The sequence below is a fragment of the Lentilactobacillus kosonis genome (assembly GCF_003864335.1).
Lineage (GTDB): Bacteria > Bacillota > Bacilli > Lactobacillales > Lactobacillaceae > Lentilactobacillus > Lentilactobacillus kosonis.
The window spans coordinates 240,322-261,059 of the sequence record NZ_BEXA01000002.1 but is presented as its reverse complement, the minus strand read 5'-3'; the positions used below and the strand labels follow the sequence as shown (position 1 = coordinate 261,059).

At 36.3% G+C, this 20,738-nt stretch carries 30 protein-coding genes, 1 tRNA gene, 2 pseudogenes and 1 other annotated feature; of the genes and pseudogenes, 11 read left to right on the top strand and 22 right to left on the bottom strand.

Annotated elements, in window-relative coordinates; genetic code table 11:
• Positions 1-31: 31 nt before the first annotated feature.
• The 6 genes and pseudogenes from nusB to rplU form a co-directional block, all read right to left on the bottom strand.
• Positions 32-444: pseudogene (gene nusB / locus NBRC111893_RS04265) on the bottom strand (transcription antitermination factor NusB).
• The gene (locus NBRC111893_RS04260) at positions 434-886 is read right to left on the bottom strand and encodes an Asp23/Gls24 family envelope stress response protein (protein WP_125008126.1); all 453 of its coding nucleotides are present in this window, start codon (positions 884-886) and stop codon (positions 434-436) included. The pseudogene nusB and the gene NBRC111893_RS04260 overlap by 11 nt, the downstream one beginning before the upstream one ends.
• A 27-nt stretch (positions 887-913) precedes the next feature.
• A complete protein-coding gene (efp, locus tag NBRC111893_RS04255) occupies positions 914-1,474 on the bottom strand; it encodes an elongation factor P (protein WP_125008125.1) in 561 nt (186 codons plus the stop codon).
• A 120-nt stretch (positions 1,475-1,594) separates the two neighbouring features.
• A complete protein-coding gene (gene rpmA / locus NBRC111893_RS04250; RefSeq protein WP_191984825.1) occupies positions 1,595-1,888 on the bottom strand; it encodes a 50S ribosomal protein L27 in 294 nt (97 codons plus the stop codon).
• 25 nt (positions 1,889-1,913) lie between these two features.
• On the bottom strand, positions 1,914-2,246 hold the full coding sequence (locus NBRC111893_RS04245) for a ribosomal-processing cysteine protease Prp (protein WP_125008123.1): 333 nt from the start codon (positions 2,244-2,246) through the stop codon (positions 1,914-1,916).
• A gap of 20 nt (positions 2,247-2,266) precedes the next feature.
• Positions 2,267-2,575, bottom strand: coding sequence for a 50S ribosomal protein L21 (gene rplU, locus NBRC111893_RS04240; protein ID WP_125008122.1), 309 nt, complete (start codon positions 2,573-2,575; stop codon positions 2,267-2,269).
• A gap of 17 nt (positions 2,576-2,592) precedes the next feature.
• Positions 2,593-2,665: a sequence feature (ribosomal protein L21 leader region), on the bottom strand.
• A gap of 538 nt (positions 2,666-3,203) precedes the next feature.
• Between rplU and NBRC111893_RS04235 the strand changes: the two genes are divergently transcribed.
• From NBRC111893_RS04235 to NBRC111893_RS04225, 3 genes are all read left to right on the top strand, one after another.
• On the top strand, positions 3,204-3,503 hold the full coding sequence (locus tag NBRC111893_RS04235; protein WP_125008121.1) for a hypothetical protein: 300 nt from the start codon (positions 3,204-3,206) through the stop codon (positions 3,501-3,503).
• A gap of 353 nt (positions 3,504-3,856) precedes the next feature.
• Entirely contained in the window at positions 3,857-4,282 is a 426-nt protein-coding gene (locus NBRC111893_RS04230; RefSeq protein WP_125008120.1) for a pyridoxamine 5'-phosphate oxidase family protein, read from the top strand.
• 116 nt (positions 4,283-4,398) lie between these two features.
• Positions 4,399-4,472: transfer RNA gene (locus NBRC111893_RS04225), tRNA-Arg, on the top strand.
• A gap of 381 nt (positions 4,473-4,853) precedes the next feature.
• Here the strand turns inward: NBRC111893_RS04225 and NBRC111893_RS04220 are convergent.
• Entirely contained in the window at positions 4,854-5,036 is a 183-nt protein-coding gene (locus NBRC111893_RS04220) for a PspC domain-containing protein (protein WP_191984818.1), read from the bottom strand.
• 230 nt (positions 5,037-5,266) lie between these two features.
• On the opposite strand from NBRC111893_RS04220, the gene NBRC111893_RS04215 reads away from it, so the two are divergent.
• The 5 genes from NBRC111893_RS04215 (at position 5,267) to NBRC111893_RS04195 (ending at position 7,934) form a co-directional block, all read left to right on the top strand.
• Positions 5,267-5,443 (top strand): YegP family protein, encoded by a 177-nt coding sequence (locus NBRC111893_RS04215; protein WP_125008119.1) that lies wholly within the window; start codon positions 5,267-5,269, stop codon positions 5,441-5,443.
• A gap of 318 nt (positions 5,444-5,761) precedes the next feature.
• On the top strand, positions 5,762-6,577 hold the full coding sequence (locus NBRC111893_RS04210; protein ID WP_125008118.1) for a hypothetical protein: 816 nt from the start codon (positions 5,762-5,764) through the stop codon (positions 6,575-6,577).
• A gap of 139 nt (positions 6,578-6,716) precedes the next feature.
• Positions 6,717-7,019 carry a helix-turn-helix transcriptional regulator gene (locus NBRC111893_RS04205; RefSeq protein ID WP_225417570.1) on the top strand — a complete coding sequence of 101 codons (303 nt, stop codon included), beginning with the start codon at positions 6,717-6,719 and terminating at the stop codon, positions 7,017-7,019.
• 152 nt (positions 7,020-7,171) lie between these two features.
• Positions 7,172-7,408 carry a hypothetical protein gene (locus tag NBRC111893_RS04200; RefSeq protein ID WP_125008117.1) on the top strand — a complete coding sequence of 79 codons (237 nt, stop codon included), beginning with the start codon at positions 7,172-7,174 and terminating at the stop codon, positions 7,406-7,408.
• Positions 7,409-7,568: 160 nt separating this feature from the next.
• The gene (locus NBRC111893_RS04195; protein ID WP_125008116.1) at positions 7,569-7,934 is read left to right on the top strand and encodes a DUF805 domain-containing protein; all 366 of its coding nucleotides are present in this window, start codon (positions 7,569-7,571) and stop codon (positions 7,932-7,934) included.
• An 82-nt stretch (positions 7,935-8,016) separates the two neighbouring features.
• Here the strand turns inward: NBRC111893_RS04195 and NBRC111893_RS04190 are convergent, their stop codons facing one another.
• On the bottom strand, positions 8,017-8,493 hold the full coding sequence (locus NBRC111893_RS04190) for a TspO/MBR family protein (RefSeq protein WP_125008115.1): 477 nt from the start codon (positions 8,491-8,493) through the stop codon (positions 8,017-8,019).
• A 263-nt stretch (positions 8,494-8,756) separates the two neighbouring features.
• Between NBRC111893_RS04190 and NBRC111893_RS04185 the strand changes: the two genes are divergently transcribed.
• Both NBRC111893_RS04185 and NBRC111893_RS04180 read left to right on the top strand, forming a co-directional pair.
• On the top strand, positions 8,757-9,152 hold the full coding sequence (locus tag NBRC111893_RS04185) for a type II toxin-antitoxin system HicB family antitoxin (RefSeq protein WP_125008114.1): 396 nt from the start codon (positions 8,757-8,759) through the stop codon (positions 9,150-9,152).
• A gap of 122 nt (positions 9,153-9,274) precedes the next feature.
• Complete coding sequence (locus NBRC111893_RS04180) at positions 9,275-9,706, top strand: hypothetical protein (RefSeq protein ID WP_125008113.1); 432 nt, start codon at positions 9,275-9,277, stop codon at positions 9,704-9,706.
• 47 nt (positions 9,707-9,753) lie between these two features.
• Here NBRC111893_RS04180 and NBRC111893_RS04175 read toward each other — a convergent pair whose 3' ends face one another.
• The 7 genes from NBRC111893_RS04175 to miaA all read right to left on the bottom strand — a co-directional run bounded on the left by NBRC111893_RS04175 (position 9,754) and on the right by miaA (position 15,049).
• Complete coding sequence (locus tag NBRC111893_RS04175; RefSeq protein WP_125008112.1) at positions 9,754-10,293, bottom strand: dUTPase; 540 nt, start codon at positions 10,291-10,293, stop codon at positions 9,754-9,756.
• 15 nt (positions 10,294-10,308) lie between these two features.
• The gene (locus NBRC111893_RS04170) at positions 10,309-11,244 is read right to left on the bottom strand and encodes a hypothetical protein (RefSeq protein ID WP_125008111.1); all 936 of its coding nucleotides are present in this window, start codon (positions 11,242-11,244) and stop codon (positions 10,309-10,311) included.
• Positions 11,237-11,644: a hypothetical protein gene (locus NBRC111893_RS11155; RefSeq protein WP_225417568.1), complete on the bottom strand. Its 408-nt coding sequence runs from the start codon at positions 11,642-11,644 to the stop codon at positions 11,237-11,239. Before NBRC111893_RS11155 ends, NBRC111893_RS04170 begins: the two co-directional genes overlap by 8 nt.
• Before the next feature lie 101 nt (positions 11,645-11,745).
• A complete protein-coding gene (locus tag NBRC111893_RS11150) occupies positions 11,746-12,114 on the bottom strand; it encodes a hypothetical protein (protein WP_225417561.1) in 369 nt (122 codons plus the stop codon).
• 172 nt (positions 12,115-12,286) lie between these two features.
• On the bottom strand, positions 12,287-13,630 hold the full coding sequence (gene glnA, locus NBRC111893_RS04160) for a type I glutamate--ammonia ligase (RefSeq protein WP_125008110.1): 1,344 nt from the start codon (positions 13,628-13,630) through the stop codon (positions 12,287-12,289).
• Between the two features lie 24 nt (positions 13,631-13,654).
• Positions 13,655-14,038 (bottom strand): MerR family transcriptional regulator, encoded by a 384-nt coding sequence (locus NBRC111893_RS04155; RefSeq protein ID WP_125008109.1) that lies wholly within the window; start codon positions 14,036-14,038, stop codon positions 13,655-13,657.
• 90 nt (positions 14,039-14,128) lie between these two features.
• On the bottom strand, positions 14,129-15,049 hold the full coding sequence (miaA, locus tag NBRC111893_RS04150) for a tRNA (adenosine(37)-N6)-dimethylallyltransferase MiaA (protein ID WP_125008108.1): 921 nt from the start codon (positions 15,047-15,049) through the stop codon (positions 14,129-14,131).
• A 126-nt stretch (positions 15,050-15,175) separates the two neighbouring features.
• Here miaA and NBRC111893_RS04145 point away from each other — a divergent pair, with 126 nt between their 5' ends.
• Complete coding sequence (locus tag NBRC111893_RS04145) at positions 15,176-15,352, top strand: DUF3042 family protein (protein ID WP_125008107.1); 177 nt, start codon at positions 15,176-15,178, stop codon at positions 15,350-15,352.
• Between the two features lie 57 nt (positions 15,353-15,409).
• Here the strand turns inward: NBRC111893_RS04145 and NBRC111893_RS04140 are convergent, their stop codons facing one another.
• The 7 genes and pseudogenes from NBRC111893_RS04140 to NBRC111893_RS04110 form a co-directional block, all read right to left on the bottom strand.
• On the bottom strand, positions 15,410-15,823 hold the full coding sequence (locus tag NBRC111893_RS04140; protein WP_125008106.1) for a rhodanese-like domain-containing protein: 414 nt from the start codon (positions 15,821-15,823) through the stop codon (positions 15,410-15,412).
• A gap of 25 nt (positions 15,824-15,848) precedes the next feature.
• Positions 15,849-16,817: an ROK family glucokinase gene (locus NBRC111893_RS04135; protein WP_125008105.1), complete on the bottom strand. Its 969-nt coding sequence runs from the start codon at positions 16,815-16,817 to the stop codon at positions 15,849-15,851.
• Between the two features lie 12 nt (positions 16,818-16,829).
• A complete protein-coding gene (locus tag NBRC111893_RS04130; protein WP_125008104.1) occupies positions 16,830-17,042 on the bottom strand; it encodes a YqgQ family protein in 213 nt (70 codons plus the stop codon).
• Between the two features lie 44 nt (positions 17,043-17,086).
• On the bottom strand, positions 17,087-17,698 hold the full coding sequence (locus NBRC111893_RS04125; RefSeq protein WP_125008266.1) for a rhomboid family intramembrane serine protease: 612 nt from the start codon (positions 17,696-17,698) through the stop codon (positions 17,087-17,089).
• Between the two features lie 58 nt (positions 17,699-17,756).
• Positions 17,757-18,296 (bottom strand): 5-formyltetrahydrofolate cyclo-ligase, encoded by a 540-nt coding sequence (locus tag NBRC111893_RS04120; RefSeq protein WP_125008103.1) that lies wholly within the window; start codon positions 18,294-18,296, stop codon positions 17,757-17,759.
• A gap of 95 nt (positions 18,297-18,391) precedes the next feature.
• Positions 18,392-18,541, bottom strand: coding sequence for a 50S ribosomal protein L33 (gene rpmG / locus NBRC111893_RS04115; protein WP_125008102.1), 150 nt, complete (start codon positions 18,539-18,541; stop codon positions 18,392-18,394).
• Positions 18,542-18,652: 111 nt separating this feature from the next.
• Positions 18,653-20,670 (bottom strand): annotated as a pseudogene (locus NBRC111893_RS04110) (peptidoglycan D,D-transpeptidase FtsI family protein).
• Between the last annotated feature and the right edge of the window lie 68 nt (positions 20,671-20,738).

Below are 20,738 nucleotides of genomic sequence, written 5' to 3'. Positions count from 1 at the left end.
GTATAAAAAATAGATTTACAAGTTCGTAAATCTATTTTACCAGTTCTTCATGGGCGTGTGACAAAATCCCGTTAACAAATTTTCTTGAACGATCATCACTGAATTTCTTAGCTAATTCAATGGCTTCATTAATTGCCACTTTTGCAGGTACATCATCGACATACTTCATTTCAAATAAAGCAACTTCGATAATAATTAAATCCGTCTTAGCGATTCGAGAGATTGACCATCCACTTGTTAGATTGTCTTCGATTAAAGCGTCTAACTCAGCTTTATGTTCGACTACCCCAGAAACAACCGTAGTTAAATATTCAGGAACATCCTGACCAAATTTTCCATCAGTAAGCACAGCGTAAAAATCGGTAACATCTGTCTTAGCGTTGGTATTCATCGCAAAAGCGTTTGAAACGCGATTTCACGAATTTGATGACGATTAATTTCCACTAGTTTCACCATTTTCTGTGTCGTCGTTAGCAAACGGATTATTGGGGTCAACAGTACTTTCGGTTTTTTCAGGAACAACGCCTTGAACATGCACGTTAACTTCTGAAACCTTAAGTTCAGTCATAAAGTATAATTGTTGTTCAACTTGAGCTTGGATTTCCAAGGCCACTTTGGGGACAGAAACCCCATAGTTTAGATAAACATCAATATCAACAACCAATTCATGAGCATCATTATAAGACAGTTTAACTCCCTTACCATGCTCCTTTTTTCTACCAATTAATTCGTTTAAACTGGTGGCAAGTGAACTGCGCATCCGATTCACACCGTCTACTTCAGTCGTTGCAACACCAGCAATAATTTCAAGAACATTAGGTGCAATTTGGATATTACCCAATTCGGGATCATCACTTTGCAACATAATGTTAGTTTCATCAGCCATTATATAGCCTCCGTTTCAGTTCAGAAATTAGCCTCTGGAAATGTAAGTGCCATCTTGAGTATTGATAACAAGCTTGTCGCCTTGGTTAACAAAGAATGGTACTTGTAGCGTTAAACCAGTTGTCATTGTAGCAGGTTTTGAACCACCTGATGCAGTATCACCCTTAATACCTGGTTCAGTTTCAGCAACTTCAAGTGTTACAGTATTTGGAAGTTCAACTCCAAGAGTTTCAGTACCATATTGAATAACACTAACTTCCATGTTTTCTTGAAGGTATTTTAATTCTTCTTTAATTTGAGCAGCTGGAATGCTGATTTGGTCATAAGTATCAAGATCCATGAATACATGATCATCACCATCAGCATATAAGTATTGCATTTTACGAGTGTCAATTTGAGCTTGTTCCATCTTGGCACCGGCTCTAAATGTCTTTTCTTGAACGGCACCAGTTCTTAAGTTCTTTAGTTTTGAACGAACAAAAGCGCCACCCTTACCTGGTTTAACGTGTTGAAAACTAATAATTCTCCAGATTGCGTTATCGACTTCGATAGTCAATCCGTTTTTAAAATCAGCAGTTGATATAGCCATTTTAAAATCCTCCTCGGTTTTAATAACATAGTTGATTATATAATACTTTTGCCCTAAATAGCTAATTTTTAAAAATTGACATAAAAAAAGGACCCTGTAAGGGCCCAATTTAATTGAACATTATTTAGCAGCAGCTTCCTCAAGAGGATATACTGATACTTGGCGCTTATCGCGGCCTTTACGTTCAAAGCGAACAACACCGTCTACCAATGCGAACAATGTGTCATCGTTACCACGTTTAACATTGTTACCTGGGTAAATGTGAGTACCACGTTGACGGTAGATAATTGAACCACTTGTAACAGTTGAGCCATCAGCTGCCTTAGCACCTAAACGACGACCAGCAGAGTTACGACCGTTGGCAGTTGATCCACCACCTTTATGGTGAGAGAAGAATTGTAAATTCATTTTCAACATAGGATTCACCTCCATGTTTAATTTAGTTAGTTTTTAAAGTAATATATTTAGAGTAACTTTCCGCAATGTCTTTCATACCATTCTCGAAAGTATCTAAAATTGCATCAGCTTTAACTGATTTCTTAGCATCATTTAAAACTGGAACCGAGACTGACAAATAACCACCATTTTCATCATCACTATCTACAGTTAAGTCGATACCGGCAACTTCTTGTAAACCATTAACAGTAGTAATACTTAACACCGAAACAGCAGAACAGACAATGTCTTGCCCATACTCTCCAGCGTCTGCATGGCCTGTAAGTTGAAATCCGCTGACATGTCCTGAATAGTGATCAATTGATGCTTGAATCATTTAGCCACCCCCGATTTAAGTTAGGCCTTGATAGAATTGATAACAACCTTGGTGTATGGTTGACGATGACCCTTCTTTGAACGTGAGCCCTTTTTAGCCTTGTAACGGAAGATAACAACCTTCTTTTCACGACCCTGTTTTTCAACAGTACCTTCAACTGATGCTCCGTCAACTAATGGGGAACCAATCTTAGTAGAATCGCCACCGACCATAACAACTTGATCAAAGGTAACCTTGTCGCCTTCATTTGCGTCTAATTTTTCAACGTAAATTGCTTCGCCTTCGGTTACTTTGTATTGCTTACCACCTGTAGTAATAACTGCGTACATATATGTGCACCTCCTTATATTTTGCTTAGACTCGCCGAAAATAAGCGCCTTTCGGACTTAGAAGCTCATCTCGTGCGGTTGTAGCTGTGGAAGCCACAATTACAACGTGACTAGTATACAAAATATCCATCCTTGAGTCAACACAATTATTTAAAATGGACTGGTTCTTGATTTAAAGCCAAAATAAAAATCAATCGTTACTCACGATTGATTTTCCCCAAATGATTATTTTTTTGCAAGGTGCTTGCCATTTTCTCGAATGGTAGTTGAAGTATTCAGATATAATTGAATTAAACCACAAACTATAAATATAAGAACAATAAATAAAACGAATTCCACAACTTCCACCTCCTAAAATATGTGTCAACTTGGCACACTTTTATTATCTAGTTTATGGGATTTAAAGCCAAATAATTAACCTCTTCTTACCACTCGTTTAACTAAATCTAAACTATCTTAAGGAAATCGCAATATATAGGGAGCTTTTGTGAGTGATTTTCGACATAATGAGAATTGACTACTTGCAACTGAACTTGTAAGCCACTAAAATCTTTAAATTTTCTTGATTTAACCACAAGATTTATAATGAACATGCTAAGATTCACTTAATTTACTTAGGAGGTGCACAATGAACTCAACGGATAAGAAACGTCAATTCATCTTAGAATTTCTATTGCCTTACAATCACGACGTCTCTTTAGACGTTATTGAACACCTTATAAAAGCTGGTAAAATCATGGGATATAGTGCCGATGAACTATTTAAAGAACTAGTAACGATGGATAATCAACATGATCAATTATTAAAGATCACCTATCTAGCGATGCCTGATGATCACTATTTAGCCGATACTGGCCAGTCAACCTGGATATCTGGTAAAGGCGAACGCTTCTTATACATTATGCGTGGCCAATTGCCACGAAATTAATATTTAGAATTTTACAAGCCTACTAAGCATAATCTTAGTAGCTTGTTTACTGTGTCTTTAGCCGAATTTTGCTTCGTAAGATAGACGAACCGGTTAATACATGATAGAAGTTCTGGGCTCTGGGTATGTTTATGGTTGTATGACTACATAGTTGGTATTTGCTTAGTCTTCCTTTAATTCTACGTGGCCTATATAGTTGTAGTTGGCAGATTTCCCGAAGTAAAACCTTTTATGTACACTAGATAAAAATATTGGTTACAATTGGTATATTTATCTTTTATAGTCAATGTTTGTTACAATTAACTGTAATTAACGTGTTCCTTAAAATAATTATTTATGTTGGAGGCCTCATCATGACAAATCCTATCAAATTAGCTGGTGAATTAGTAAACTCAGTCTCCGTTTTTTCGGTAACCACCATTGATAAGAGTAATTTTCCTAATACCGTTGCTCTAACACCCCTTCCTATTAATAAATCGCTTAGATCGATTTTATTCTATACAAATCGTGATACTGCTACTGTTAAAAACATTCGTAAGGAAAGCCAAGTCTCGGTGTTTTCTTTCTCTGATGTTGATTATTCTTCTATATGTCTTAAGGGCAACCTTCATGTCTTTCCGATCGATGAGATAACTGATGATATTCAGCAGTACCTAAATAAGTTTCAAAGTCATTTGAATTACGATGACCCGGTGATTTTAAAATTTGATACCATCTCTTTTAAAGTGAGATCAAATGACAAGATAACCTCTTCAACTTTGGATCAATTACAAAATTAATTACCCCATTTTTAAGTTCTGAATAAAAAAGTCAAAAAAATGTGATTTTTTGATCAATTTTAGATTGACGAAACTTGAAAAATCACATATACTAATAAACGTTGATTTGTGATTTTGTCACAGTAGCTCAGCTGGATAGAGCAACGGTCTTCTAAACCGTAGGTCGAGGGTTCGAATCTCTCCTGTGACATAATGATACATAGATGGTATTTGTTTAAAAAAGTCCATAGAATTAAAAAACGTTGATATCGATGAATTGCTAGTCGATACCAACGTTTTTTATTTATCTATAATTGTACATAAATTAAGATAATTAGTAATTCCGGTCACGGTTAATATTTAATGTATATTTATAATTTACTCAACCGATTTTTCAATATTTCTTTTTAATAGCTATATGTAATAGAACATAAATTTTATCTTGGCTAATCCTCTATAGACATGATCTATCAAAAGAATTATTTATACAGTTCATTTAAATTACCGAGTTACTTAAAATATTAAATTAAAAAAATAAAGCCGTCTCCAAAAAGAAAGACCGCTTTTATTATAAACCATTTTTATAAGTTAATTAATCCTCTTCAGGAACTACTAACCATAATACTAAATAAATTATTAATCCCGGAAAAGGTGTCAATGTAAGAACACTCCAAAGAGCGCGTAATACATTTGCATTCCAGCCGAACTTTTCAGCTATTCCTCCAAGAACACCTGCAAAAACACGATTAGTTCTTGAGCGATGTAATCCCATCATTAATCATCATCTCCTCAAATAAAGTCTAACACAAAAAGCCATTCATCTAGTAATAAGATGTGCGGCTCTTTTATTACTTCTAACTAATAAAATCTTTGGTGTTAATTTATAAAATTCAAAACCGAATATTCTATTCTCCCCACTATTACCGAAATTTCACTATCCCTTCAACTTTTAAATTTAATAATCAACACAGCTTATGAGATAATTATTCTAAAGGATGTGATAACTTGTACTTTTCTATTCGTAAATCGCCAAGTGGCCAATTTTACTTTTTAATCAAATCAGAAAATGATGAAGTTGTTGCTACTAGCGAAACTTATTTTTATAAAGAAACTGCCATCAATACAATCAATTCCATCAAATCTAATATCAATAAGGATTCTGTCGTTGTTGATATGACTTAGGTAATTTCTTGCATAAAATCACAGACAAAACACGCGGAACCTAAATGGATAAAATTAGCAAGGAATCAATTAACGATGCACTTGATAAATCATCATTCCAACCCCCAACTAAAGGGGCTGAACATACCAATATACCAACACCATTCAGGATAAATGATAATAATCATCATTTATCCTTTTTATGTGGACTTAACCGTAATAATCAATCGTAATAATTAAAGTTTAAAAAGTTATCAATTAAAGCGTTAGTAAACCCATAACTTTAGGAATATGATTAACTAAAATGCATAAGCTTATTAATTAAGGAGTTAATTTAATATGGATCAACAAACCATTTTCGCTAAAGTCGAACAAGCTGAAGCGCACCTCTTATCTTTGCCCTTTACTTTTATGATTGGTAAGCAATCATTTTCAAAAGATGATTTGGTAAAGTGGCAACGACGTGAATACCTAAAAACGGCTAAATTATTAAACAAAAGATTCTCACAGAAACTAAACTTCACATCTACAACTTCATTTATAACTATTAAAGAAGAAGTTGTTTTGGCCAAAATGGCAATCGGACAAAATCAACTGAAGTCACAGTTAGCTTATCAATCTGACATTGCGAATTTAATTACAAAACTTGGTGTCAAAACTTCGTTTAATCACCGAAAGATTTCAGTTGCGGATATGTATTTAAAAAACAGCAAGCTAACTGCGCAACAAATTGCCAATACTTTAAATCAGATGTTTATGCATAACACTGAGGATAATCAATTCTATAACTTCAAAGCAAACCCCAATCATTTCTATAGCTACGGCGAGCACAATCAGCAAACCGTCGTGGAAATGACCGGTGGAACTCGACTCACCAATGATTTCACGCTATCATACGGTGACAATTCAGGGTTATCCACCACTTCTAATAAAAATTTTCGCTTTGAACTAAGTGGCACTGGTAGATTAACTAACGGCTTTATCATTGGCGGGGTCCGTCATTTAATAACTGATGAACCCAACAATACGATTCATGCAAGACTTCAGGTTGAATTTCCTGACATACTGCCAAATTCATTGATTAATCAACATGCTATCCATTTACTAGTTGAGTTTAGTAACTGGTTAACTGATATCGATTTGATGGCTAATTAGACGATTACCGAATCAAATACTAAAAATTGATGAGTTCACTCTACACCATTTAATCGTCAATTCGATTAATCGCATGCATTGTGCTTTACATTCGTAACACATCTAATTGATAATTAAATTAGGTTAGGAGGTGGCTAACATGAGTATTTTATTCGCAACGCAACTAACTAAATTAAGCGCTAATAAAGGATTATCTCAAGCTGATATTGCAGATAAGTTATTAGTTCCCCAACAAATGGTTTCAGCATGGGAAGCCGGTGTATCAACCCCTGACTTAACTTATCTGGTGAAATTAGCTGAAATTTTAGACTGTTCGCTTGATGAACTAGTTTTGGGATTGCCTAAAAGAAACGCGTCACAACTGGGCCAGATGAACTTTGGGATTTCGCAGCCCGGTATTGGTGGTTATTATTCGCAATTGCTGGTTTTGCTGTTTGGATGATTCAGTATCTAAGATGATAACTAAAACTCAACATATAAAAACGCCAGCCTTGAGGACGGCGTTTTTTATATGTGCTAACCTCCTTGCCGCAAATCATAATATCTGACTTACCAATCTTGTGAGATAATTAACTCACAAGGTGGTGACAATATATGAGCGATGACAAAGCAGCAGCATTCACTGAAGAAGCAATCAAACGAGCCACAAAGCGCCATAATGAGCGGGTTGCCTCAGGGAGATACCAGCAAACAGCTAGTGATAACCCTCAGGATCAACTCTTAGAACTAATCAAAAATGGTGATGATTCCTCCAAAGAGTATGCTAATTCATTAATATACGAAGCAATCAAAATAATTCTTGAGAAAAATCCCCATCTGTTGGATGACTAATCAATCACAAATAGATTCTATCGTTTTATTACACCCACAGTCAAAGATGGCCACGGGTGTATTTTATTTTTGTTGCGCTTATTTTACGAATTTATGATGCCAAATTTTTAACGTTTTCAGTAACTTATGGGATAATTAAATGTCGAAGGAGGTGATATTCATGATCGATTCATATAAGAAGTTTTGGGGTAACATTACTAATTTTTCTGGTACAGCTGATCGCCCTGATTATTGGTGGCCAATCATTATTAACTACATTTTAGGTGGAATCATTATCGCTATCATTCAATCAGCTACTGGCCATCCAATCGATGTTACCTATAACGTTTCTGACTTAAACATTGGTATCGCATCAAGAATCGTTGCTGCAATTGTATGGCTTGGTGTATGGTCACTTAAGGTCCGTCGCCTACATGATACTGATCGTTCTGGTTGGTGGATTTTAATTAGTATAATTCCAATTATTGGTACTATCTGGTTCTTCGTTTTAATGGTCTTGCCATCTAAACGAAATCGTTGGAGCTAATAAAGCTTTCCCATGTCTGGTGACTAAACAGCGGTTCGATTCCACTGGTGGGTATTAAAAAACAGCCATTTTGGCTGTTTTTTTAATTTAATATCGCTACGCCAAATGCCAAGTATGTGGCAAATAAAATCCATATTAGATACGGAACTAACATCCATTTTGCTAATGCCAATTGACCTCTATTTAATTGAATCACAATCTTAATTGTAATCACGTCCATGGTCAAGATAATTATTACTCCAACCCATAGCCACGCGAAATTAAAGAATACAATGGTCCAAGATAGATTCAATACTAATTGAATCCAAAATAATCGATTATCGGTCGGACTTGAATCACGATTAATCCAAATTAGGTAACCGGCAACTCCAACTAGTAAATACAGAATTGGCCAGACAATCCCAAACAAGGGACCCGGTGGAGAAAACGGTGGCAACGTAAAATCGTTATATGCGGCCCTGACATCGCCAGATAACAATGAGGAAATCATCCCTAATGCTTCAATGACAATAACGAAGATAATTAGTTTTAAGTAATTCACTCGAGAATTATAAGCCATAGTTTCACCTCATTTCTTATATCTCTATAATCACATGAGATACCCCTTGGTTACAAAAATCATGATTGGAAATTGTAATCATCTACATTTAGATTTTAAAAGGTAATATTTATGACTTTATTTTTTATTTGATTTAAAATATAAGTAACTATTCTAATGTACAAACAATGGCCAATGATATTGATCTGATATCATGTCAACATACATCTCAATCAAGTGTCTAAGGAATAATTAAAATTATCATCTAACTTGGAGGTAATCAAATGAAGTATCTATATCTAGCAATTTTTCATCAAAATAGCAAAAAGCAGTATGAAGTTAAATTCCCGGATTTAGCGCCCAATGCTGCGACGTTTGGCGAAAATCTTCAAGATGCATTACATATGGCCAAAGATGCCCTTGAAGGATATCTATTAACCACTGAAGATTATAAAGAACCGATACCAAAACCTTCTGTGCCAGAAGAAATATCTGTTTCAAAAGACGATTTACTTATTCCAATTGAAGCCAACACTACGCTAGCTAGAGACAAAGAAGAAAATTTAAACATTCGAAAGTCAGTCACAATTCCTAAATATTTAAATGATTTAGGTAATGAACAGGGAATCGATTTTTCTGAATTGCTAAAAACGGCTTTGCAGAAGAAACTTGATGAATAATCAGCGCTAATTCATGAATTAACATTTAGCTGGAACTTTATATGCATGATGATCACCAATCAACTTTTTCTCACTACTAATTTTATATTTAAACTAACCACACCAATCAAGGAGGCCTTCACATGGCTGTAGATATTGATTCAATCCTAACAATCATTAACAATCTCGCACCTCAAGCAAAACCAATTGAGTATGGTTACGAAATCGTGGTAATCAAGGACCAAATTACCGCACCCATTACGCAAACTGACTTTGAAAACCTTAAGGAGTTCGCCGATGACGGCGATCAATACACTGCTCCAAGCTTTATTGAAACTTTAGATGACGAAATGCAAGGCATCCCTCTAAAATCAGACTCTAAACTAAAACGAGAATTCCTATCATCTGAAGCAACCACTCGCTCTGCTAACATTACCATTGATCAGTGGTCTGCCTTTAAGCCGCACATTAGTAGTATCGATTCACCACAACGATTTGCCGATTCAGACACCATTCAAATTGGCGTCTGGGATTGCTGGGACAAACATGCAATTTACATTTCCATCGAAAACTAATTTTACTGCACAAAAAAGCAGGCCCGTAATGGACCTGCTTTTTTAATTTAATAGTTATCTGCTTGTCGTTGCTTATTCAATTCATTCTTCTTCATAAAGGCCGTTTCAATTTGATCTTCTGAAAAGCCGAATTCAACAAGTCCCATTTTGATAAATAATCTGAAGCAATGGCTAAAGGCCGCCTCACTACGTTCAAAATAGGCATTAAACAGCATCTTTTTAATAATTAGATACTGTTTATCCATATTTTGCTCACGCTTGTAGCCAGCAATTTTTGCCAAGTCTGGTTGCGTATTTAGAATTACGTGATTCCAATTCTTCAAATTAGAAATTAATAAAAAGAAATCCATCGCATCAACGTATTCATATAATAGCGTCTCTTCTGCATTTTTGCCTTCATCGTGCTTGCCACGATGCGTCTTCCAAACTTTAAACCATTCAGAAGTATTAGCTACTTCTGCTAGTTCAACGTCTAAAGCCACAAAAGCATTTTGCACCCGGGCTTCTGGTGCCCAGTGTAACTGCTTCTTATTATCGATCAATCGATTCAAGTATACTGAAGCCCTCAACATCTTTTGTAAATCCATTAGTAAACTCCGTTCTTAACCAAATACTACTCGATTTGCTAAGATTTCCAATTGCTTTTCGTTATCCAAGTACCATTTTTGAATAAAATCGTAATCTAGCAATAAATAAATCCAGTTTTCAGCTTGGTCTTTATCTTGAATATATGCTCCATAACGGGGATGATCATTTGTACCCTTATCTGAAATTACTAACGTGGTGTTTGCATTAAGGTCCAAAATTGCGTTACCTTGTTCATCAGCCATTAATATGTATTCATTTGCAGCTGATTTAACAAATAATTCATCCATGATTTCTTCGCACGTGCCGCCAGCAAATTCGAAGAATTGGCTGTTGAAGCTATCCAACACGTTGAATTCAACTGTAAATCCAGAAGTCTCTTTGAGAATCTTACCGAATTTCTTCAAGGTTGCTAACACATTCTTAATGATGGCAACGTCCTTACCTTCAAGAACCACTACAAAGAAATTAATCAAGGCCCGCCCATTGAACATGAGCTCTTTGGTTTTAAGGTTAAGGTACATTAATGATTGGCTATCGTTAGTAGCGACAAAGTAGTAACCAGCTCCAGCTTTAGGTGATTTTTTAAACGTAAACGGTTCCTCATCTAATCCATTGAAGACCCCTAATAACTTTTGAATTCGATTAGTATCTTTAAGGTTAAATTGGTTATTTACGCCACCTAACTCTAATACCCGTGACAAGAAGATAGTTTGAACATCCTCACCAGTAAATTGATGGGGAAATTCTAAATATTCTGAATCTAATGCAAAGTCAGCAAGTTTTTCAGCTGCGTTTAATAATTCATCAAAATCAGTTGTGTGAACTAATGTATTGAATAAAGACACATAGTTTAAACCATTATCAAGTCCTGCTTGTAATGATTCAGTATATGAAGCAAACGTGTCTTGGACGGTAATTTCTGCTTCTTGCATATCGTTATCGTTATTCATCGACGTTCACCTTCAATCCATCTTCTAAAAATGCAAGGTATTTGGTATATAGCTGTTGGTTATTTTGGTTAAATTCTTCAAATGAGCCAAACGTTGCCCGAATGTTTTGCTTTTCAAGATTTAAAATAGTTTCATCTTTTGATAGTGAAAGTATTTTAGCTTCATTTTCTTTGATGGTTTGCCGAGCGCCATTAGCTTCTTCATCGATTTGGGTAAGTTCCAGCATTGATTGGTTTAGCTTTTCCCGTTCTTCACGAACCTTAGCAGCCTCCCAAGGCATTGGTGACTTATCTTCGTTCTCCTTAATCTGAGCTCGAATCTCGTCTTTTTGTTGGTCACGTTGCGTTTGATTATCCATTAATTGGCCTAACCGTTCGTTTTCATCAGCTAAACGCTTCATCTCATCATCATTAACACGTTTGTTTTGTAATTCAAGTTCGAATGATTGAGCTAACTTGTTGTATTCACCCTCGGCAAAGTGAAATTCAACATTTAAAGCATCTAACTCACCAAATAAGCGGTGATCCCACCAGTACCAAAGTAAATATTGAATTTACCTAATTCATATTCATGGTAATAGAAAAATGGATAGGTATCCCCTAAATAGTTAATCAATTGATTACTCAAATGATGGCTTAATTCAGCGTCTAAATCAGACACCAAGGTAAAATCTTGTGGTTGAGGGTCTGCAGTTTCCCCTTTAAATTCTTGATTGTACCGATTGGCATCAATCAATTGGTATAATTTTAAATCATCCCCGCTTTTAATAGATTCATTTAATTGGTTTAAATAATCCAATTTATGGTCAATTGCTGAAGACAAAATTGAATCATTTTGACTAAATTGATCATTTTGCTCGTTCATATCCATAACGTATCCTCATCACTTTTTTATTTGTACTCTTAATTAATGTTATCTAACTAATCGCTATAAATAAAGACATTTCTTAGTTTTTTAACATAAATTTACTAAACCAACTCAAAAAACACAAAAAAGGACCTGAATTCTAAATTCAAGTCCTTTTCGTAACCGACGAACGCTTTTAATACAATTCGAGATATTGATCTCTTTCCCAACCTGAAACTTGAGTCCGGTATGAATCGTATTCCAAATTCTTTGCCTCAAAGAAACTTTGGTAAAGCTTAGTTCCCAATGCATTTTTCATAACATCATCAGCTTCTAAGTCTTTAAGCGCATTGTGTAATGTGTCAGGTAAGTTCTTAATATGACTTTCTTGACGTTCTTCTGCATCCATTCGATAAATGTTACGATCAACACTATCTTCAGGTTCAATCTCATTTTTAAGGCCATCCAACCCGGCTTCCAACATACATGCAATTGCAAGGTATGGGTTAGCTGCTGGATCAACACTTCGAACTTCTAATCGAGTAGAGTTACCACGAGCATTAGGAATTCGAATTAATGGTGAACGGTTAGAACCAGACCAAGCAACATATACTGGGGCTTCATAGCCTGGAACTAATCGCTTGTATGAGTTAACGATTGGGTTACAAATTGCCGTAAAAGCTCTGGCGTGTTTCAAAAGGCCACCTAAGAAGTTATAAGCCTGCTTAGATAATTTTAATTCACCAGATTCATCATAGAAGGCATTTCCCTTATCAGTGAATAATGACATGTTTAAATGCATTCCTGATCCGTTAATGCCACTAAGTGGTTTTGGCATAAAGGTTGCATACAAACCGTATTTTCTAGCGATTGTTTTAACAACTAATTTAAATGTTTGAATATTATCAGCAGCTGTCAACGCGTCAGCATACTTAAAGTCAATTTCGTGTTGACCAGGTGCCACTTCATGATGGGCAGCTTCAACATCAAAGCCCATTTCTTCAAGTGTTAACACGATTTCACGACGACAGTTTTCACCTAAGTCCATTGGTGCCATATCAAAGTAGCTTCCCTTATCGTTTAGGTTAAGAGTTGGTTCACCATTTTCATTCATTTTAAATAAGAAGAATTCTGGTTCTGGTCCAATATTAAAGCTTGTGAAACCGGCTTTCTTCATATCGTCAAGCACTCGGATTAAGTTATTTCTTGGATCACCTTCGAATGGTTTCCCAGCTGGAGTATAAACCTCACAGATAACTCGAGCAATCTTACCACGTTCTGAACTCCATGGGAAAATCATCCAAGTAGATAAATCAGGATATAGATACATATCACTTTCTTCAATTCGCACGAATCCTTCGATTGAAGAACCGTCAAACATTAATTTGTTATCTAAAAGTTTTTCTAGTTGAGTAATTGGTACCTCAACATTTTTAATCGTGCCAAACAAATCTGTAAACATTAGGCGAAGGAACTTAACATCTTCGTCCTTAACCATTTGTCGAATATCGTCTTTTGTGTAATCGTGTCTCGTTGCCATCCTGATCAATCCCCTATCTATAAATTAAAGTTTTTGGTTATTAAATGTGGAAGAAGGTGGCATTAGTCCACTAATATGTAGAAATTCATCTTCCAAAATTCTCCGGACATCACTATCAGTAAGTTGCTTATCTTGATGATTTTTCTTCTCTTCTTCAAGCAACCGCTGTTTTTTGTATACTTCCTTAATTCCAGAAATATTTAAACCTTCATCAAGGTAGTCCTTAATTTCAAGGATTCGATCAATATCGTTCAATGAGTACATTCGGCGATTACCATCATTTCGGTCTGGTAATACAAGCTCTTGTTCCTCATAGTAACGAATCTGTCTAGCTGATAAATCAGTTAGCTTCATAACTGTTCCAATAGGCAGTACAGATAAAGACCGCCGTAATTCCTTCTCAGACATTTTTCACCTCCAACAAAACTTAGTTTAATAATATCATTTACAAGCTAATAGTCAACCTCATATGTCACAAAACATCACATATCCAAAAAGCTACTCCTGCAGCCACTTTGAAGCATCCTCAACTATTTCGGATACCGAATTTTTTTGTTGAACTAAATCATACCAATTTGAATCTACCTTATTTCGAAACCAAGTTAGTTGCCGTTTGGCATAGTGCCGTGAATCCTGTTTGACTTTGTCAATTGCTTCATCCTTCGTGATTTGATTTTCAAAGTAATCAAATAGCTCATGATAGCCAATACCTTGGCTTGCGGGTAATTTTCTACCGCCTTGATCAAATAGCCACCTAGCTTCCTTAAATAGCCCCTTAGTGACCATTACGTCCACTCGTTGATTAATTCTGTCATACAACAAGTTACGATCCGTAGTTAGGGTGATATATTTAAAATCCAAATCAGAGTCGTTATTAACTTGTTCTGAGAATCGGTTACCTGTTTGGAGGTAAACCTCTAAAGCTCGAATAACCCGCCGTTGATTGGTAGCCGGAATTTTAGCAGCCGCGTGGGGGTCAACTTCAGTTAGCCAGTCATGCATGGCCTCATTACCAATTTCTGTCGCCTTTGTGAGTAATTCTTGTCTAATTGGTGACTCATCCATTTCTTGATTACCACCAAGATTTAGTCCTTGTTCCAATGCCTGAAGGTAAAACCCTGTACCCCCAGCGATAATCGGAACTTTCCCAGCTGCTTCGATCTGATTAATTGCCGCAATCGCGTCCTTAACAAATCTGGCGACGGTGTAGCGTTCGGTTACATCACAAATATTAATCAAATGATGTGGAATGCCGTGCATTTCCTCTGTGGTAACCTTAGCAGTCCCAATATCTAAACCGCGATAGACCTGCATTGAATCGCCGGAAATAATTTCGCCGTTCATTTGTTTTGCTAATTCAATCGATAATTTGGTTTTACCAACAGCCGTTGGCCCCACGATTGCCAAAACTTTGTGCATCTTTATATTCTCCATTTCTATGATTAATTTCTCTATTCTATCCATAGGAATTAAAACAATTAACTAGATAATTAGGTGTAAATCAAGCATAATATAATTATAAACTAAGAAAAGGGGGCAATCATAATGAAAAAATTTACAGGTGGCCTATTCGTAGGTATTCTTGCAACATTAGCCGCACTATTCAGTGGTCTTTTCACTTTTAAAAAGACCGTAGTCGATCCCATTGAAGAAGAAGAAGAACGGTTCGATGATAACCGTAGAAAAGCAATGCGTAAAAGTCGGTCTTCTCACCAAGGCTAATTGTTAAGCTAAAATTAAAAAAAATGGGTTAAAACAGTAAATGTTTTAACCCATTTTTTAGATTTCATCCTTTTTCTCTTTTCCATCCCAGTTTTGGTAACCGGTCTTCAAGATATAAAGATTTTTATAACCTTTTTTGCTTAAAAGCATAGCGGCCCGCTTACTAACAGTTCTTCCTTGATCATACATATAAACTGGTAAATCAGGTCTAAGTTGAGAGTAAAAGCTACGAATTGTCGAATAAGGTAGGCTTCTAGCACCAAGAATATGGCCATTTTTAAAGTTATTTCTTTCTCGTAGATCAATTACTTGAGCCCGACGCATACCCTTTCTAAACTCTTCGTTCGATAAATATGTAGCCACTTGCCGAACTCGATAATTTTGAAAAGTATAATATCCAAACCAAGCTAGTAATAATACCACCAACACAATCCACGATACTAAACTTCCACTTATTGCAGCAATATCCACTTGTTACTTCACTCCTTCTAAATTTTTACATTGATTTCATTTGTAAAGCTAATGAAGCGGCACCAATAACTCCGGCATCATTACCCAATTGAGCTAATTTTAGTCTAGTTGAATCTCGAACAGATGGAAAGGCATTTTCTTGAAACGATCTCGTAGTAGGTTGCAACAAAGTATTGCCGGCATTAGAAACTCCTCCACCAATAATAATATTTTCTGGATTCAAAATATTACCAATGTGGGAAAGAGCTAGTCCTAAGTAAGCACATACCCGGTTAACGATTTGGTTAGCTAAGATATCACCATTATCTGCTAAGAAGAAAATTAGCTTTGAAGTAATATCTTCATCATTATCGATCAATTCTTTAATTCTTGAATGACCAGTAAAACCAGCTGCTGTCTCCTTAGCAACGTTAACAACCCCAGTTGCTGACGCGTATTGTTCCAAACAGCCCCGTTTTCCACAAGTACATTGGAATCCGTTCTTTTCAACACAGATATGACCAATTTCACCAGCACTACCATTAATTCCGTGGGCTAAGTGGCCATCAACAACGACACCACCACCAACACCAGTACCTAAGGTCACAAAGACCACATCATCGGCCGTGTCACCAGCACCCTTCCAAAATTCACCAAGCGCAGCACAGTTGGCATCATTATCGATAAAGATTGGCAAATTTAACGCACTACTAATTTGCTGACGAACCGGTTGCACTTCTTTCCAGTTCAGATTATATGCACCAACCACGGTTCCTTCATCACGGTTAACTGTTCCTGGAGTCCCCATTCCAATTCCAATAAAGTCATCCGAATTATAATCTTCTCTTCTCATTTGACTTTCAATGGATTTAATCATGTTAGGAACAATGTGTGCACCTTCATCACTAATGTCAGTTGGAATTCTCCATTTGGAAAGAACGGTTCCTTGTTCATCAAGAAAAGCAAATTTTGTGGTGGTTCCCCCTAAATCGATTCCAATCAATTTCTTTGCCATGCTTACTTCCTCCTAGATATCTTTATCTTGTTTTTGCTCCTCCACACGATGTTCGCGAGTCAAAACCATTTTGGCGTGCAAAAAATCATTTTGAGAAATAAGTTTGGCTTCATGCAGATGGTCGAGTTCTAACGCCATAACTTCAATATCCCAAATTCTTTTTCCAACGTAAACGTAAATATCGAACTTTTTTAGAAGCTGTTGAACATCATATAGCGTTTTCATTATCTCACATCCTAATCAAAATTTCTTTGAAATTCGTAAATTTTTTACATATTTTTGCTAAAACCTAGGTATAAAATTGCTCCTGCCACAAATAATAACATTATTCCTGAAATAATCCGTTTAATTGAGGCAACTTTTCCAAAATTGACGCCAACAATGTATGCGCTTAAGAAGCCGGCAACTAGGCCTCCAATGTGTCCAGCAATATCGATACCTGAGACAAATAAATCCATCGCAATATTCAATACAATAAACAGTAAAAACGTCCTTGCCAACGAAACAATCATAGGGTTATCCTGGAAACTTTCCCCTAACATTAAAAACGCTCCAAACAGTCCAAATATAGCGGTGCTTGCCCCTGCAGAGATGCCATCACTAAACGCAAAACTTGCGAAATTTCCAACCACTCCAGAAAGTAAAAAAATTATCAAAAATCTCGTGTGCCCGAAAATTTTTTCCACATATTGACCAATAAAATACAACGTAATTCCATTCATCAGAATATGAGTAAATCCTATATGAATAAAAATCGGCGTAATAAAGCGCCAGTACTGTCCTTCAACAATCAACGGATTATATTTGGCTCCAAATTGAACTAGCACTAGTGGATTTTGAGTTCCCCCACTAAGTGTCATGACGCCAAATACCAAGACCATGATTGCTAATAGAACATAGGTAACAAACGGTTTTTGTCTTATCAAGATTAATCTCCCTTTAATGATAAATATTTCCAATCAAAACATCATAATCGGTAACATCCCACTTTGCAACTGGAAAATATTGGGGCTTTAGCGCAAGAGTGATTGTTGCCCCTTGAAATGATTTTAGGTATCGATCATAAAAACCAGCACCAAACCCTACCCGCTCGCCCTTAGGCGTGAAGGCTACCCCTGGGACGATAATCAAGTCAATCTTGTCTGATGTAATTACTTGCCCATTAGTCGGCTCACGAACTCCAAACTTGGTAGTTTCTAATTCAGTTTGGTCATTAAGCTCGACAAACTCCATTTTGAATTCTGGCAATGTTCTTGGCACAATAACTTGTTTACCTAACTGTTGAATTTGATCAATAATTGGTTGCGTATCAAGTTCACCATCCATGCTTAAAGTAACTCCAATTGTCTGACTATCTTTGAATAGTGACGACTGAAACAGCTGTTGATAGAGTGCCTGTGCATTGCTTTTACCATCACTTGTCTTAACATACTTTGATAGTAACGGAAAAACCGCTTTGCGAATATCAGATTTTTTCATTTAACCACCCCAACTTTTATTACTTAGTAATTCCATATAGATCTTATTAAACATAATTAGAGCAAAATAAAAAGGTTTGGGTAACCACCCAAACCTTACTTAGTTTCGCGATGTAATGTAACTTTACGGTCACGAGGGCAATACTTGTTAAGCTCCAAACGGTCTGGGTTGTTACGACGGTTCTTGCTTGATAAGTATGTGCGTTCGCGGCATTCAGTACATTCCATAGTAATGTGTACTCGCATGGAATATAACCTCCAAACTTTTTTATATGGCTAATAATAACCTTAACTCTTGATATTCTATCATCAAATTGAAGAAATTACTAGCATTATATAGATAAATGTTAAGTAATTTTACTTAACAGTTGATTTAGACTGCACTGTTGACCAGTATGCAGCGTAAATTTGTTTAGCTAATTGCATGTTATTACTCTCAGCATCAACACCCAAGTTAGGCATTGCCAAAGCAACTACTACTTGAGGATCTTTAGATGGAGCAAACGACGCCAAACTCAAAGTAACGGTTTCACTACCATTGTAGAATGTTTGAGCAGTACCAGTCTTTGCAGAAATTTCTGGTTTAATTGATGACAACTGGCCACCAGTCTTGTATTGGTTGCTTCCGTGAACAACTTGATACAAGCCACGCTTTACAAGCGCGCGTTGAGCAGGAGTCATACTTACGTAATTCAATACATTAGGGGTGACCGTATCTTTGATAGCCCCCATCTTCCCATTGCTCTTGGTTCCTCTAACTGCTGAGACAATGTGTGGTTGAATTCTGTAACCACCATTGGCAATCGTTGACATGTACTGAGCAACTTGCATTGTTGTATAGGCATCGTAGTTACCAAATGACAAATCTAATGCTGACCCGATATGTGCAAAGTCACTCTTACCTTTCAAACCAGTAGTCTCACCTGGAATATCAATTCCAGTCTTAATTCCTAGCCCAAACTGAGAGAAATTATATCTCATCTTAGTAAAGATTGATGGGCTCATAGTTAAGGCACCACCATCAACGTAGTTAAAGTGAGCTTCTTTCATCGCTAATTGCATCATGTACGAGTTAGAAGAAACTTCTAGGGCGCCAGCAGCATCAACCGCAATATCGGCAGCTCCCTTCTTATTAAACCACGAAGACTTTGTGACTCCCCCAATGTTAATTGGTTTATCAACTAACACACTATTATTAGGGGTAATTACACCATCTTGTAATGCACCAGAAACCATGGCTCCCTTAACTACAGAACCCATAACAATTGAACTGTTAATATTACCTAAATCGTTACTTGTGATTTTTGAGTTTCAGGGTTTCGATCAACCCCAGCCATCCCATAAATCGCTCCATTCTTAGGGTTCATGACAACAGCGTATGTTCCAGTTGAATAACCACCAGCGCCTTCTTCAGCAGATTTAACTAGTGCAGACAATTTCTTTTGGAAATTAGCATTGATCGTTAGTTGTAAATTATCACCTTTTTGACCACCGTACTTTTTAACTTCTTTAGTGATCTTATTTTGACTATTTAAATAAACTTGAGTTTGAGATTTTGAACCACTTAGTACGGGTTCATACTTTTGTTCAAGATAGCTTTGGCCAACCTGATCATTTCTTGAGTAACCCTTTGCAAGTAATTGGTTAACTTCATCAGCAGGTAAACCAGCTTTTTCCGTTGAAACCGTCCCCGTTAAGCCTTGAATTGATTGCCCGTCTGGATAATTTCGGCTCCAACTAGTTCCAATGTTGATTCCTTGAAGCTCTGACAAGTGTTCTCCGACTCGGGCAATTTCACCACTAGTAACCCCACTATTTTTAATATTAATCGTTGATAACTGGTATGCGCCACTCATCTTAGCATAAATTTCGGCAGCATTTTTTTCAGCAGTAGTAAAGTGAAGATTGTGACTTTGTACATATTCAAGTGCTTTATCATATCTTGCATCAGAACTATACTGAGCACTATTTGGAATCTTAGCTAACACATCTTTTAAATTATCATTATTAGCTAAATAATAATCTGCTAATTGACGATCAGTAAGTGAATCAGTCGGTACTTTAACGTACTTTCCTAAAGAAGTTGCTGTTTGATAAATATCACTTGAAAGCTCGTTAACGCTTTTAGTATAAGTAATGGCTTGATGAGCAGAATTTCCAACCAACACTTTACCAGTCGAATCGTAAATCATCCCCCGCTGGACATTTCCAGACACCACGGTGGTATCATTTCGATTAACCTCAGCCTTAAACTTGGTTCCTTGTAATACTTGTAAATAAGCTAACTGCGTCAATAAAGCAATAAATAAGACCCCAACTACCGCAAAAATTACATTAATTCGAAACGGTAGTGAAGCCGTTTTGGAACTTTTTATTTTTTGATGACTTACCTTTAAATAATTTCAATATTCTTAACTCCTTGCATAGGCTTAATTCTATCAGA

Bases quoted from the DNA above. Each gene is read 5' to 3' on its own strand.
- NBRC111893_RS04210 (WP_125008118.1), top strand. From the start codon at position 5,762: ATGGATCAACAAACCATTTTCGCTAAAGTCGAACAAGCTGAAGCGCAC.
- NBRC111893_RS04185 (WP_125008114.1), top strand. From the start codon at position 8,757: ATGAAGTATCTATATCTAGCAATTTTTCATCAAAATAGCAAAAAGCAG.
- efp (WP_125008125.1), bottom strand. From the start codon at position 1,474: ATGGCTATATCAACTGCTGATTTTAAAAACGGATTGACTATCGAAGTC.
- NBRC111893_RS11150 (WP_225417561.1), bottom strand. From the start codon at position 12,114: ATGGATATGAACGAGCAAAATGATCAATTTAGTCAAAATGATTCAATT.
- NBRC111893_RS04205 (WP_225417570.1), top strand. From the start codon at position 6,717: ATGAGTATTTTATTCGCAACGCAACTAACTAAATTAAGCGCTAATAAA.
- NBRC111893_RS11155 (WP_225417568.1), bottom strand. From the start codon at position 11,644: ATGAAGCGTTTAGCTGATGAAAACGAACGGTTAGGCCAATTAATGGAT.
- rpmG (WP_125008102.1), bottom strand. From the start codon at position 18,541: ATGCGAGTACACATTACTATGGAATGTACTGAATGCCGCGAACGCACA.
- NBRC111893_RS04195 (WP_125008116.1), top strand. From the start codon at position 7,569: ATGATCGATTCATATAAGAAGTTTTGGGGTAACATTACTAATTTTTCT.
- rplU (WP_125008122.1), bottom strand. From the start codon at position 2,575: ATGTACGCAGTTATTACTACAGGTGGTAAGCAATACAAAGTAACCGAA.
- NBRC111893_RS04245 (WP_125008123.1), bottom strand. From the start codon at position 2,246: ATGATTCAAGCATCAATTGATCACTATTCAGGACATGTCAGCGGATTT.
- NBRC111893_RS04180 (WP_125008113.1), top strand. From the start codon at position 9,275: ATGGCTGTAGATATTGATTCAATCCTAACAATCATTAACAATCTCGCA.
- NBRC111893_RS04260 (WP_125008126.1), bottom strand. From the start codon at position 886: ATGGCTGATGAAACTAACATTATGTTGCAAAGTGATGATCCCGAATTG.
- miaA (WP_125008108.1), bottom strand. From the start codon at position 15,049: ATGCACAAAGTTTTGGCAATCGTGGGGCCAACGGCTGTTGGTAAAACC.
- NBRC111893_RS04120 (WP_125008103.1), bottom strand. From the start codon at position 18,296: ATGAAAAAATCTGATATTCGCAAAGCGGTTTTTCCGTTACTATCAAAG.
- NBRC111893_RS04230 (WP_125008120.1), top strand. From the start codon at position 3,857: ATGACAAATCCTATCAAATTAGCTGGTGAATTAGTAAACTCAGTCTCC.
- NBRC111893_RS04170 (WP_125008111.1), bottom strand. From the start codon at position 11,244: ATGAATAACGATAACGATATGCAAGAAGCAGAAATTACCGTCCAAGAC.
- NBRC111893_RS04155 (WP_125008109.1), bottom strand. From the start codon at position 14,038: ATGTCTGAGAAGGAATTACGGCGGTCTTTATCTGTACTGCCTATTGGA.
- NBRC111893_RS04220 (WP_191984818.1), bottom strand. From the start codon at position 5,036: ATGATGGGATTACATCGCTCAAGAACTAATCGTGTTTTTGCAGGTGTT.
- NBRC111893_RS04190 (WP_125008115.1), bottom strand. From the start codon at position 8,493: ATGGCTTATAATTCTCGAGTGAATTACTTAAAACTAATTATCTTCGTT.
- NBRC111893_RS04200 (WP_125008117.1), top strand. From the start codon at position 7,172: ATGAGCGATGACAAAGCAGCAGCATTCACTGAAGAAGCAATCAAACGA.
- NBRC111893_RS04130 (WP_125008104.1), bottom strand. From the start codon at position 17,042: ATGAAAACGCTATATGATGTTCAACAGCTTCTAAAAAAGTTCGATATT.
- NBRC111893_RS04145 (WP_125008107.1), top strand. From the start codon at position 15,176: ATGAAAAAATTTACAGGTGGCCTATTCGTAGGTATTCTTGCAACATTA.
- NBRC111893_RS04135 (WP_125008105.1), bottom strand. From the start codon at position 16,817: ATGGCAAAGAAATTGATTGGAATCGATTTAGGGGGAACCACCACAAAA.
- NBRC111893_RS04235 (WP_125008121.1), top strand. From the start codon at position 3,204: ATGAACTCAACGGATAAGAAACGTCAATTCATCTTAGAATTTCTATTG.
- NBRC111893_RS04125 (WP_125008266.1), bottom strand. From the start codon at position 17,698: ATGGTCTTGGTATTTGGCGTCATGACACTTAGTGGGGGAACTCAAAAT.
- glnA (WP_125008110.1), bottom strand. From the start codon at position 13,630: ATGGCAACGAGACACGATTACACAAAAGACGATATTCGACAAATGGTT.
- NBRC111893_RS04175 (WP_125008112.1), bottom strand. From the start codon at position 10,293: ATGGATTTACAAAAGATGTTGAGGGCTTCAGTATACTTGAATCGATTG.